Raw genomic sequence first — 13261 nt, 5'->3', positions numbered from 1 at the left:
CAAGATGATACAAGGGACGATCGCCCTCACTCTATTAGATCCGAAGAAAGGAGAGCCGCTGCAAAGCTGGGAATTCCCTCCTCAAGGGAAAGTTCGTATTGGCCGGGCCCAGGATAATGAAGTGGTGCTTTCTAATGATTTGGTGTCTCGGTATCATTTGGAGTTAGAACCCATTCCACATCAGACGGATGAGGCGATCGCCTGGAGAGTCACTAACCGAGGCACAAATGGCACGCTAGTGAACCATCAAGCCATCTCCCAAATGATCGTCGAGAGTAAAAGTCTGATCCAGTTAGCTGCTGGAGGGCCAATTTTAGAGCTTACCTTTGTAAATCAGATGATTGCTCTCCCTCCAACGACATCAGGATGCACCCATGAAGGCAATGCTCCGAATAATTTGTTTTGTATCCATTGTGGTCAACCCTTGCACGTTGAAAAACAAGTGCGGGATTATCGGATTTTGCGAATTTTAGGTCAAGGGGGTATGGGCACAACTTATTTAGCCTATCCTCCTCCATCGAAAAAAAATTCATCTCCGTTAATCGTGCTTAAGGAAATGAATTCTGATTTAGCCCGCATTGCCAAGGCTAGGGAGTTGTTTGATCGGGAAGCTCGAACCCTGAAGGGGTTGAACCATCCCGGAATTCCTCGCTTTTTTGATTCGTTTATTGAGGAGGGTAAAAAGTATTTGGCAATGGAGTTAATCCATGGTGAGGATTTAGAGCGCTTGCTCTATCAGCAGGGGCCGTTTTCTGCACCAGTTGCCATTGAGTTGATGATTCAAACCTGCCAGATTTTGGGTTACTTGCATAGCCAATCACCCCCGATTGTGCATCGGGATATCAAACCAGCGAATCTATTGCTACGTCGCTTAGATCGTCAGATTGTGGTGATTGACTTTGGAGCAGTTAAGGAGATTGGAACGCCCTTGGGAACTCGGATTGGAGCAGAGGGCTATAGTGCCCCCGAACAGGATCGAGGACAACCGGTAACCCAATCAGATTTATATGCGATAGGTCCAACTCTTGTGTTTTTACTGACCGGAGAGCAGCCGCTTAAGTATTATAAGCGTCGCCGGGATCTCTCCTATCGTTTAGACTTGCAGTCGGTGGGAGCGCTCTCTCCACCTCTGCGGGACGTGATTGAAAAGACGACAGCTCCTAAACCCCGCGATCGATTCCCCAATGCTGAACGATTAGCGCAAGCTTTAGATTCTGCACTTTCAGCCATTACGGGATAAAGGAGTTTTGGGATTTGAGACCTATTTTTTTGATAATTGGTTATTTACCCCTAGCATGGCATTAGTCTTCCCATTCTTCTACGGCCAGGAGTTCACTAACTGGGTCTTGCATAGAGAAGTCATAGGCTTTCAATTCTTTTTTCCAATATTTCCACTGATCGCCATACAAAAATGCCATTTTCCAAATGCCATCTGTCGGTTTCAGGATATTGGAATCCACCAATGATTTCACTTTGGTTTGTAGTTTAAACATTGGGTGAACAACCTGTTGTTTCATACAACCTTGATTCATATTTGAAGTTTGTCAAATCTTTTCTATGTGTACTTTCCTAGTAGCGAGTTAGGTTTCTCGTGAGGATTCTGCAGAATTAGAGAACAAGAACAGCTAGGAATTATTTTTCTTGTTACTTCCTCACAATAGCATAACACTCTAGGAAAGGGAAGACTTGCATAGAAAAGTTTTTTTTATCCGTGAGGCAATAGGCAATAGGGAACAGGGAATAGGGTGTCTGTGCGTCCCTCCATCCCCCTATCCCCCTACTCTACGGTCACCGACTTAGCCAGATTGCGAGGTTGATCGACATCGAGACCTCTAAGGGCAGCAATATGATAAGCCAGTAACTGGAGAGGAATCACTGTAACCAAGGGAGAGAGAAACTCATCGACCGTAGGAATGGCTAAGATTTGGTTAAAAATATCCTGAGCTTCGAGGGAGTTTTTAGGGGTCACTCCAATTAAACGAGCATCTCTGGCTTTGGCTTCTTGGGCATTGGAGAGCACTTTTTCATAGAGATCTCCAGGAGTAGCGATCGCCACAACCGGCACTTTTGCATCTAACAGGGCAATGGGGCCGTGTTTCATTTCGCCAGCCGGATAGCCTTCCGCATGAATATAACTGATTTCTTTGAGCTTCAATGCCCCTTCTAAGGCAATAGGAAAATTGATTCCCCGACCCAAAAAGATAAAATCGCTCGTTTCATTAAACTGATGGGCCAACTCACCAATATAACGATCCTGCTCTTCAATCAACCTCTCAATCAGCGCTGGCAATTCCCGTAACTTCTTGATAATACTCTCGATAACCTCCGGTTTCAGGGACTGGCGGCGATCAGCTAAATCCAACGCCAAAGCATAAAACGCCATCACCTGAGCGCTAAACGTTTTCGTTGCTGCCACTCCCACCTCTAAATTGGCATGGGTATTAATAATATAAGGAATTAACCGACCCAACGAACTTTCCGGCCGATTTGTAATGCCCAGCATTCGAGGTTGATAGGTACTTAAAGGGTGGGCCTTGCGCCGCTCCTGTTCCATCCCTAAAGCTGCCAGAGTATCGGCCGTTTCTCCCGACTGAGTAACCCCAATGGTTAACGTATTGGCTGTTAAAGGAGGGGGAGAGTAGCGAAACTCCGAGGCATATTGAACACAAGTTGGAATACCCGCCCACTGCTCCAGTAAATGCTTTCCAACTAGCGCCGCGTGCCAACTGGTTCCACAAGCCACAATATAAATTTGCTCTAAGTTTTCATACAAGCTCTTAGGCAAATTGAGTTGCACCAGTCCCTGGGAGGAGACAGACGGGGAAGACTGGCTAGAACGGCTTTTGTCCTGGGGTTGGAGATACCATTCCGGGTCAAAATAGGCATCGAGTTGGGTTCGTAGAACCGTTGGTTGCTCATAAATTTCTTTGAGCATAAAGTGGCGAAATCCTTGTTTTTCTGCGCTGCTGGGATTCCAGTTCAGGGTTTGGGGGTATTTAACCCGTCGCTCTCCCCGAAAATCATAAACTTCAACTCCCAAGGGAGTCAGACGAGCCATTTCCCCGTTATCTAAGGGCAAAATAATATGGGTATGGGAAACCAGAGCAGGAGTATCCGAGGCGCAGAAAAATTCCCCTTGACCAAATCCAATCACCAGGGGAGCTTGTTGGCGGACTACAATCAGTTCATCGGGGAATTGAGTCGAAATGACAGCAATGGCAAACGCCCCCTCTAACCGGTTCACTGTTTGCCTGACTGCTTCTAGGAAGGAACTGGGATGACTCGATAAATAGTCAGAAATCAGATGGGGAATCACCTCAGTGTCTGTATCGGAAACAAACTCATGACCCTTCGCCTTCAGTTCTTCTCGCAGTTCCCGATAATTTTCCACAATTCCATTTTGCACCACCGCCACCGTTTCCTGTGTATTGGTATGGGGATGGGCATTATACTCCTCCGGTTTACCATGGGTTGCCCATCGAGTATGGCCAATTCCCACCCGCGCCTTGTCTTCAACCCCCCTGAGCTTATCGCGCAAATTATACAACTTTCCTTTAGCTTTGATGGCGTGTAGTTCGCCTTCAGAAATCATAGCAACGCCTGCCGAATCATAACCTCGATATTCCAGCTTCTCTAATCCAGAAAGGAGAATATCCTTCGCTTCTTGAGTACCAATGTAGCCAACAATTCCACACATTGAATCGATTACTCCGGGTTGTATGAATGACGCAACTGGGGGGTTTGTAGACGGAGAACTGGGCTACCCCGTTCCCCTTAGCTGTTTATGCTAACAGTTTATTCAGATTATCATCGCCCTCCTCCGATCGCGATGATAATCTGGGTTGGCTGGATTTGAGTTTTTCTCGGTTACGCCGATGTTTAATCCCCTTTTGGGCCATTTTCCAAGCGCCGAAAGAACAAATACAACTGGCGAGTAAAGCAATGAGAAAGGGATGGGGCAGGTTGGCTCAAGGAGTGAAAGGTTAAAGTTCCTGACGGTATCCACATTGAATTCTTGCCGGATTGGGTACAATATCTGTAGGGGCGCATTTTTTCGCCCCTACAGATATTACTGGTTAATTGATTAGGCTTGCTGTTGAACCAAGCGGGCGATTTCTGTCTTATCCAGTAAGCCGACTAAACTACCATTCTCGCGAACCACTGGTAGTTCAGAGAGTTGTTTTTCTTGCAAGAGTTTCACAACTTCTAAGAGGTTTTGATTGGATTGGATCGTTTCTGAAGTAGGAGTCGGTTTAACTAAGGATTCAACCGTGGTTTCAGGCCATTCAGAGGTGGAAACCGATCGCATATCATCAATGGAGATTGTCCCTAACAGAAGACCTTCAGCATCAATGACTAGGAACTTTTTCCATTGCTTTTGACCAATGACATAGTTATTGGCAAACTCGCGCAAGGAGAGATTAGACACAACGATGGGACTTTCGGTATAAACTGCATCTTCTGCTTTCAGGTGAGTGAGAATATCTTGCAGGGTTGCTGACTGCGCCGAGCGACCCGCATTTTGCAACAGGAACCAACCAATCAAGAGTGTCCAAATACTACCAGCAATGGGTACACCGAACAGAACCATTTGAATATTAAACAGGGAGAGTCCGCCGATCGCCACCCCAAACCAACCGATCGCCTGTCCCATCCGACTGGCGAACACCACACCTCGGTTTGGGTTGCCAGTGATTTTCCACACTAGAGCCTTAAGGATATTGCCCCCATCCAATGGTAAACCAGGAATTAGGTTAAAAAAGGCTAAAACTAGGTTAATGTAGGCGATAAGCTCAATAATGGCGGCTATGGGGCCACTCAGGGGAGCATATATAGCGATACCTGTAAACAGGCCAAAGAGAATTAAGCTCACCGCAGGACCTGCGATCGCCACCCAAAAGGCTTCAGCAGGGGTTTTCGATTCTTTTTCTAAACTCGCTAGTCCCCCAAAGAGAAATAAAGTAATCGAATTCACCCCAATCCCCTGACGGATAGCAACCCAACTATGGCCAAGTTCGTGGGCTAAAACAGAAGAAAAGAGTAGCAGAGCAGCGCCTAATCCTAAAATCCAAGGTAGAGCTAAACCGAGTTGGGGAAAAGTAGCACTGAGGTTGGTTCCATAGTTCAACGTCACTAAACCGAGAACCAGAAACCAGGAGGGATTAATATAAAAGGGAATGCCAAAAAGACTGCCCACACGAATATTGCCGTTCATAAGACACCTCTGATTTTGAGATTGCATCACATAAGGGGAGGGGTGCGCCTCGCTCTCTCTATTGTAATCGTCGGCTAATTGAGGGTTAAGGACGTTTTGGGGGGATTATCCGTCCTTGAACAGTTCGGCTTAAAGGTTTAGAATCTGCCTATTCTCTTGCTCTCAATCCTAGAGTTAACACTTCCCCCTCCCCTTGTCTGGATCGGTTAAACTTCGGCATAATAGATGGGGGCAAACGTTATCCTACCTTCACTCTCACTCCCCCTCCCCTGGTCAATGATTGGATTCTGATTCTCCTATAACTTTAAGATGATGTCTGGTTCTTCGTCGCCTATCTCTCGTTCCTATCGCCAAGAGGATCTTCAACAGATTTTGCAGTTGGCGATCGCTCGCCAAAATCATTTAGAAGAGTTTTCCTATGAACAGTTGGTGGAAATTGCCACAGAACTAGAAATTTCCCCTGAACAGTTAAAAGCTGCCGAGCAAGAGTGGCTAGATAAACAAGGCAAGCTGAAACATCGTAAAGAATTTGATATCCAGCGTTATCAAACCTTAAAGAAAGATGCTGGTAAATATATTATTGCTAATAGTTTTCTCGTCCTCATTAATTTAGTCAGTGTTGGCACGTTGTCCTGGTCGATCTATGTAGTTTTGACCTGGGGACTACTCCTAGGTCTAAAAACCTGGAATACTTACCAGATGACTGATGTTGAATATGAGCAAGAGTTTCAGAAATGGTATAATCGAAATCAAATTAAGGAGGTAGCCCAGAAAACTTGGGAGAAAGTCAGTCAAGTTCTTTGGAAGTCTAGCGAAAGGGAATAGGCAATAGGAAAAATAGTTTTCCCATTCCCCGTCCTATCTTACTTCAAGTCCAATAATCCTTTTTCTTTTAACTTCGGATTAAACCGAAATGAATCTTGAATTTTCCGAGGCTCTAAACGCTCTAAGATTTCCTCTTGAACTCGGCGAGCTACCGTTTTTAAAAGCTTGATTTGCCCTAATTCATCACTGGTTTCATAACTTGCCTTTTCTTCATCTGTCATGGACACCTTAGCATTGATGGGATCGGTCCATTGACTGAACTGTATATCATTGCCCAAGGGAATTGAGCCATTTTCAGTAATCCAAGCTTCTTTGATTTGTTCTAATTGGCTGCGGTTCGGCTTGTCAATCACATAGGCTTTAACCCAATAACATCCTTGAGGTTGTCGCACCATATGTTGTTTTAGGCTTAGATAGATATCCCGTGAATAATGAACCAGTTGTAATGTTTTATTTTCGTTAAAAATAGCATAAACTCCAATTTTTTTAGAGAATTGTTCGGGGAATTGTCCTCGATCGTCAAGGTAGGGGATATCATCCAAGTTTTTTAGGAGGCAGGTTTTCAACGGAGAAGACATAAATTAGTGCCAGATGATCGCGTCAAGTTTCTTGATTTATATCATAGTGAGTTCACTGAGAACAAGGGTAGTGTATTGAGAAAAAGAGCATAAAAGCGCTATCATGAATTAAGGGAGCAACGAAGAAAAAATACCCATGAAAACCGTAATTCCTCATGAGTCAACTTATCAAACACTAGAAGATCTGCTGGTAGTACAACAGTGGAAAGAAGCAGATGAAGAAACCGGCAGGATATTATTGCAGTTAAGCGATCGCGCTTCAGAAGGCTACATCAACAAGTCCCATGCTCTGGCTATCCCTACCTCCGATCTCCAATGGCTCGATCGCCTGTGGAGAGAACATAGCTACAATCATTTTGGGTTTTCGATCCAACAGCAAATCTGGAACCTCAGCTATCAGAACTATGCTGAATTTGGCCAGAGAGTGGGGTGGAGATCGCAAGAAATCTGGTTAGATTACGATCGATTAACCTTTAGCCTTCAGGCTCCCTTAGGGCACCTACCCGTCGCCAAACTCCTGATTCCTGTGGGGGATCATCCCTGTTTCTCCTTTGTCCTCGGCACCTGGAGAATTGCCCTACTATCGCGCCGAGACTTGTAGAATAAACCCTATGACCAATCAACCCTTTCAACTCCAGATTCCTTCCTGTGCATGGCAACGCCCCCTCGGTTTAGGGTGGGACAACCCTTACACCGTGCGTTATGCTTCCAATTTAGATGATGGCCCTTGGCATGGAATGCCCCTGGGTGGCTTAGGTGCAGGATGCATCGGGCGATCGCCCAGGGGAGACTTTAACCTCTGGCATATTGATGGGGGAGAACATATCTTCAAAACCTTACCCGCGTGTCAATTTAGTGTCTTTGAAGAAACCTCAGATGGGCGCAGCAAAACCTATGCCTTAAGCACCGAACCCCCCACAGATGGAAGCCTAAGCAGTTGGCAATGGTATCCCCCCACCAGCGCTGTCCAACAAACGGGAACCTACAGTGCCCTTTATCCCCAAAGCTGGTATCACTACGAAGGGGTCTATCAGTCCCAACTGCTGTGCGAACAGTTTTCGCCCATTATTCCCCACAACTACCAAGAGACAAGCTATCCCCTCGCCATCTTTGAATGGACTGCCCATAACCCCACAGATCAACCCCTTACTCTGAGTATTCTGCTCACCTGGGAAAATACGGTGGGTTGGTTTACGAATGCGATCAAAACCCCTGAAATTCGCGTTCGTGATGATGGATCGCCGGTTTATGACTATCAACCCCAATGGGGAGAAAGTACGGATAACTATAACCGGTGGATTGAAAATAACTTTCGGGTGGGATGCTTAATGAGTCGCCTGAGTACCCATGAGATCCCCGAAGAAGGGGAAGGGCAATGGGCGATCGCCACGATCGCCAATCCAGCCGTCGAAGTCTTTTACCATACCCGTTGGGACCCTACCAGTAGTGGGGATGCGGTTTGGTCTCCCTTTGCTACCGATGGGTCTTTGTCCGACTCAGAAGACGAAACCCCAGCCGCATCCGGGGAACGTCTCGCCTGTGCGATTGCCGTCCGCTTTACCCTCAGACCCGGACGGACTCGCAAAATTCCCTTTATCCTCGCTTGGGACTTTCCCGTTACCCAATTTGGCTATACCCAAGCCAAGGGTGACTTTGCTGGACAAGTTCCCTCAACCGATGAAGCAACCGCCGGGCAACCGATTGGCTACTATCGACGCTATACCGACTTTTTCGGGCGCAATGGTAAAAATGCCTGGTCAATGGTACGCACAGCTCTGAAACATTCAGATACTTGGAAAGAGGCGATCGCGGATTGGCGCAAACCCATTTTAGGCGATTCGGGATTTCCCGAACCCCTGAAAATGGCTCTGTTTAATGAACTTTACCTACTCGCCGACGGTGGAACCCTGTGGACGGCAGGCACAGAAAATGACCCCATCGGTCAATTTGGGGTACTCGAATGTTTAGACTATCGCTGGTATGAAAGCTTAGACGTTAGGCTCTATGGTGGGTTTGCCTTAACTTTACTCTGGCCGAAACTAGAAAAAGCAGTGATGTTAGCCTTTGCTCGCGCCATTCCCCAGGGAGATAGTACGCCAAGAATTATTGGTTATAATCAAGCGCAAGCCGTGCGCAAAATTGCCAGTGCTACCCCCCACGATCTAGGCGCTCCCAACGAACATCCCTGGGATAAAACCAATTACACCAGCTATCAAGACTGCAACCTATGGAAAGATTTAGGATGCGATTTTGTCTTGCAAGTCTATCGATATTTTCTGTGGACAGGAGCAGAGGATCTAGAATTTTTGCAAGAATGCTGGTTCGCTCTTGTGGAAACCCTGGATTATCTAAAAACCTTTGATCAAGATGGCGATGGCATCCCCGAAAACTCAGGAGCGCCCGATCAAACCTTTGATGATTGGCAGCTTAAGGGCATCAGTGCCTATTGTGGAGGCTTATGGTTAGCAGCTTTAGAAGGGGCGATCGCGATCGGTCAACACCTGCAAGACGCTCAAAACTCCCCAGATCCCAACCTCCAAGCTCAAATTGAACAATGGTCAACCTGGTTAGACCAGTCTAAACCTCTGTATCAAAAAACGCTCTGGAATGGAGCATATTATAACTTGGATAGCCAAAGCAGATCGCAAGTTGTCATGGCCGATCAGCTCTGCGGTCAATTTTATGCCCAGTTATTAAACTTACCGTCCATTGTGCCCGCTGACTGCACTATAACCACCCTACAAACCATCTATCACACCTGTTTCACCCAATTTAATCAGATCCAAAACCCAGATCGAGCAGCTCTAGGTGTAGCCAATGGTGTTAACCTCGATGGCTCGCCAGAAAACCCCAAGGCCACCCATCCCCTAGAAATCTGGACAGGAATTAACTTCGGATTAGCCGCATTTATGTTACAACAGGGAATGAAAGCCGAAGCCTTTACTATTGCGGAAGCTGTAGTCAATCAAATTTATACCCATGGGCTACAATTTCGCACCCCAGAAGCCATTACCGCAGCCCGAACCTTCCGCGCTAGTCATTATTTGCGGGCCATGGCCATTTGGGGACTCTACCAAGTTTGGGTAATGGGTCACCAACAGACTTCTTGATCCCCCCTTACCCCCCTGAAAAAGAGGATGAGGGGATAGGGAGATGGGAGGATAGGGGATCTAATCATGGAATCAAAACTAACGCTTAACTGTTGGATTGGGGTATGAAAAGACTATATCTAATTGCCGGTTTAATTCTGGGATTTCTGGCGGTCACGATCTTGCCCAGTTGGGGCACATTTGTCGATCGGCCAGTTACACCAGTGGTACAGGTTTCCCAGACTATTGAAGATCGGATCAAATCCGAAGAATCATCAGAGTCTAAAGCACCTAAATCCTTCGATCAGGTGATTGAAGGTACTCAGAAACAAGACGGTTTATTTCCCCTCTACAAGACCGAAAAAAATGAGCATCTCTATTTAGAAATTGCCCCCGAACAACTGAACCGGAATTTCTTATGCGTGATGACCCTATCGAGTGGTATTGGCGAAGGATCTTTATTAAATGGAATGCCCATAGGGGAGATTTTATTCCAGTTTCGCGAAGTGCAAGACCGGGTGCAATTTGTGGTTCCCCAAACCAATTTTCGCACGAATCCGGGCGATCCTTTGGCGCGATCGCTCCAGGACGGCTTTAGCGATTCAGTTCTGTATTCCTTAGACATTAAAAGTGTTCATCCAGAACGGAAATCCCTACTGATTGATGTCAGCAATCTAGTCATGGGAGAAGGGGATCTCAGTGGCTTATCCACGTTTTTACCCTATCTGCTCGATGGCACCTATTCAGTCGCTCCAGATAGTTCTTATATTACAGAAGTCGAGAATTTTCCCGAAAATCTGGAAATTGAAGCCCTCTATGGCTTTCGAGGGGGGGGCTTCGGGTTATCCAGCCTGCCAGATAGCCGCGCTTTCAATTTAGCCGTGCATTATAGTTTTTCCCCATTGCCAACCCATGACTATCAGCCTCGGTTAGCCGATGAGCGCGTGGGTTATTTTTTAACTGCCTATAAGGACTTTGGCAATAGCGATCGCCGCGATCCCTTTGTGCGCTACATTAATCGTTGGAATATCCAGCCAGGAAAACCCTTAGTCTTTTGGATTGAAAATACCGTTCCCCTCGAATATCGCCAGGTGGTCAAAGAAGGGATTTTGATGTGGAATGAAGCCTTCGCCAAAGCCGGATTACCCCAGGCGATCGAAGCCCGACAAATGCCCGATCAAGCGGACTGGACTCCAGCCGATATTCGCTACAATGTGGTGCGCTGGTCAAGTTCCTTTGAACCTAGTTTTTATGGGATTGGTCCTTCCCGCACGAATCCCCTGACTGGACAAATTTTAGATGCAGATATTTTGATTGATGCTAATGTCGTGCGCTTAATCAAAGGACAATATCAAACCTTAGTCAATCCTGACGCAGGAAGGGGACAACAACAGAATTTACTGCAACGGTTTTGCCAAGATACCCTAGAACAAAGTTACTTACGGGGGGTTGACCTTTCAGAAGAATCGGAAGAGAAAAAAGATCTTCTCTCTGGGTTTCCCTTAGCAAAATCTCTCTTAGATCGGGATGTTTGCTTTGCGAAGGAGTTTAACCGGCAATTGGCGATCGGGTCAACCTCCCTTTCTTTGATGCACAATGTGTTGCCCAGTAGCCCAGAAATGGAGAATTATGTACAGCAATTTATCCGCTTTTTAGTCGCCCATGAAGTCGGTCATACCCTAGGATTACGGCATAATTTCCATGGCAGTACGCTCCTAAGTCCAGAAGAATTACAAAACCCAGAGATTACCCGTACTCTGGGAATGGTGGGGTCGGTGATGGATTATGTCTCCCCGAATTTAGCGCCCCCAGGAAAACCGCAAGGAGATTATTTCCCCACTAAATTAGGGCCTTATGATATTTGGGCAATTGAATATGGATATAAACCTCTAAATGCGATTTCTCCAGAAGCAGAATTGCGAGAATTGCGCCAAATTGCTCAACGGGCGGCAGAACCAGAATTAGCCTATGGTACGGATGAGGATTTTATCAGTGGTCTTGACCCAGCGGTGAATATTTTCGATCTCAGTAGCGATCCTCTGACCTATGCCCAATGGCAATTTGAAAATGCCCAAGCCATGTGGTCTCGGTTAAATCGGCGATCGCCTGCTCCGGGAGAGAGTTTCAGTGAAATGCGGGATTTATTTGATGCTGTGTTTTTCTACTATTTCCGCAATGCGATGAATTTAACCCTCTATGTGGGGGGACAATCGTTTAATCGCCATTATGCGGGCGATCCGAATGGCAGTTTGCCCTTTCAACCCCTGCCAGTAGAGAAGCAACGAGCAGCCTTAGAAGCGATCAATGAAAATGTGTTTTCCGCAAAAGCTTTTGAGTTTTCACCCCAGTTGCTGAACCAATTAGCGCCCTCTCGTTGGTCTCATTGGGGGGCATTCCCGGATTTGTTTGAGTTGGATTATCCAATTAGCGATCGCCTCCTATTCTTACAGACGGTTGTCTTGCGAAATCTTCTCTCTCCCACCCGTCTTTCCCGTCTGCAAGATCTAGAGTTAAAAACTGATTCCACAGAAGAAGTCTTGAAATTACCGGAACTCTTCACCACCCTGCAAGAGAGCATTTGGACAGAAGTCATTGATGGAGATATCGCCAACCTCTCCAGTATCCGTCGCGCTCTACAACGGGAATATGTGTCCGTCTTAAGCAAGATGAGCTTACGACAAGTTAGAGTTCCTGAAGATGCCGTTACCCTAGCTTGGTATAACTTACGGGAATTAGAAGATCGGATTGATAACACCTTGCGCCGACGAGGAAGAGGCTTAGAACCTTATACTAAGGCTCACTTAGAAAAAACCCGCGATCGCATTGCCAAAGTTCTTGATGCTCCCCTAGAGTCCAAGTCAACGGTGAAATAATAGCTCTGGGCTTTAGTTCTATCGAGTCTGCTCGATACGTTGTTATCCCCAGATACCTCTATCGAGCGATCTCGATCGCTATCCCTATCCTAGTTCATCACCCTTAAGATCCCTGAGTATCACGCCAGCTCAGAGAAACCCATCACGGCTAGGAACAGGCTTCCGGGAGATACTCAAACTATAGAGTTCAACCTAATTCCATGCCTGCTGAAGCCATTTTCTCTGAGTTCATGATAGAGCAAGTCCTCGCCCAAATTTTTGCCCGTGGCAGGATTTCACGGTTAGATCAGCAGCTCCTCATCCGTACCCTACAATCAGAATCCGTCTTAACCACAGAACAACGTACCGTAATTCAACGAATCTTTGAAGCTCTCCAAAACGGATGGCTAAAAGTAGTTGATTAGTCATAGAGAGCTTCGCGCTAGGGAATAGGGAATAGGGAATATAGCGCTACGCACTAGGAACAGGCAACAGGCAACAGGCAATAGTAGACTGTGAAAGACTTATAGGATTTAGAAATGTCCTAACCCTAAAACGTAGCGCTATAACTTGTATTGCTTCGAGTCTAAGGCTTCACGTTGTACTCCTCAAGAAGAAAGAAGCACTATATTAATTAAAAAATTTAAGGGTATTATTGGTATAATCATAAAACCCATTTTATTTTCAGGTTGTCATAAACAA

At 46.2% G+C, this 13261-nt stretch carries 10 protein-coding genes; 6 read left to right on the top strand and 4 right to left on the bottom strand.

Features of this window, described 5'->3' with window-relative positions; all coding sequences use genetic code 11:
* Positions 1-4: 4 nt before the first annotated feature.
* Positions 5-1240 carry a protein kinase domain-containing protein gene (locus AC3A14_RS00260; RefSeq protein WP_318731262.1) on the top strand — a complete coding sequence of 412 codons (1236 nt, stop codon included), beginning with the start codon at positions 5-7 and terminating at the stop codon, positions 1238-1240.
* A 61-nt stretch (positions 1241-1301) separates the two neighbouring features.
* On the opposite strand, the gene AC3A14_RS00255 is transcribed toward AC3A14_RS00260, so the two are convergent.
* The 3 genes from AC3A14_RS00255 to AC3A14_RS00245 form a co-directional block, all read right to left on the bottom strand.
* On the bottom strand, positions 1302-1517 hold the full coding sequence (locus tag AC3A14_RS00255; RefSeq protein WP_271936764.1) for a DUF4327 family protein: 216 nt from the start codon (positions 1515-1517) through the stop codon (positions 1302-1304).
* A 260-nt stretch (positions 1518-1777) separates the two neighbouring features.
* Entirely contained in the window at positions 1778-3697 is a 1920-nt protein-coding gene (gene glmS / locus AC3A14_RS00250) for a glutamine--fructose-6-phosphate transaminase (isomerizing) (protein ID WP_318698524.1), read from the bottom strand.
* A 387-nt stretch (positions 3698-4084) separates the two neighbouring features.
* Entirely contained in the window at positions 4085-5215 is a 1131-nt protein-coding gene (locus tag AC3A14_RS00245; RefSeq protein ID WP_318731264.1) for a site-2 protease family protein, read from the bottom strand.
* 309 nt (positions 5216-5524) lie between these two features.
* On the opposite strand from AC3A14_RS00245, the gene AC3A14_RS00240 reads away from it, so the two are divergent.
* The gene (locus AC3A14_RS00240; protein ID WP_318698526.1) at positions 5525-6040 is read left to right on the top strand and encodes a 2TM domain-containing protein; all 516 of its coding nucleotides are present in this window, start codon (positions 5525-5527) and stop codon (positions 6038-6040) included.
* Positions 6041-6078: 38 nt separating this feature from the next.
* On the opposite strand, the gene AC3A14_RS00235 is transcribed toward AC3A14_RS00240, so the two are convergent.
* Positions 6079-6618: a GIY-YIG nuclease family protein gene (locus tag AC3A14_RS00235; RefSeq protein WP_318731266.1), complete on the bottom strand. Its 540-nt coding sequence runs from the start codon at positions 6616-6618 to the stop codon at positions 6079-6081.
* 136 nt (positions 6619-6754) lie between these two features.
* Here AC3A14_RS00235 and AC3A14_RS00230 point away from each other — a divergent pair, with 136 nt between their 5' ends.
* The 4 genes from AC3A14_RS00230 (at position 6755) to AC3A14_RS00215 (ending at position 12984) form a co-directional block, all read left to right on the top strand.
* Positions 6755-7219 carry a GUN4 domain-containing protein gene (locus AC3A14_RS00230; RefSeq protein WP_318731267.1) on the top strand — a complete coding sequence of 155 codons (465 nt, stop codon included), beginning with the start codon at positions 6755-6757 and terminating at the stop codon, positions 7217-7219.
* Between the two features lie 10 nt (positions 7220-7229).
* The gene (locus AC3A14_RS00225) at positions 7230-9728 is read left to right on the top strand and encodes a GH116 family glycosyl hydrolase (RefSeq protein ID WP_318731268.1); all 2499 of its coding nucleotides are present in this window, start codon (positions 7230-7232) and stop codon (positions 9726-9728) included.
* 104 nt (positions 9729-9832) lie between these two features.
* Positions 9833-12580, top strand: a complete 2748-nt coding sequence (locus AC3A14_RS00220; protein WP_318731269.1) for a zinc-dependent metalloprotease — start codon at positions 9833-9835, stop codon at positions 12578-12580.
* Positions 12581-12780: 200 nt separating this feature from the next.
* Positions 12781-12984, top strand: a complete 204-nt coding sequence (locus tag AC3A14_RS00215) for a hypothetical protein (protein ID WP_318731270.1) — start codon at positions 12781-12783, stop codon at positions 12982-12984.
* Positions 12985-13261 lie beyond the last annotated feature (277 nt).

This window comes from Roseofilum sp., assembly GCF_982964205.1.
The sequence above is the reverse complement of the archived record's forward strand: the minus strand, read 5'-3'. Positions and strand labels throughout refer to the sequence as shown.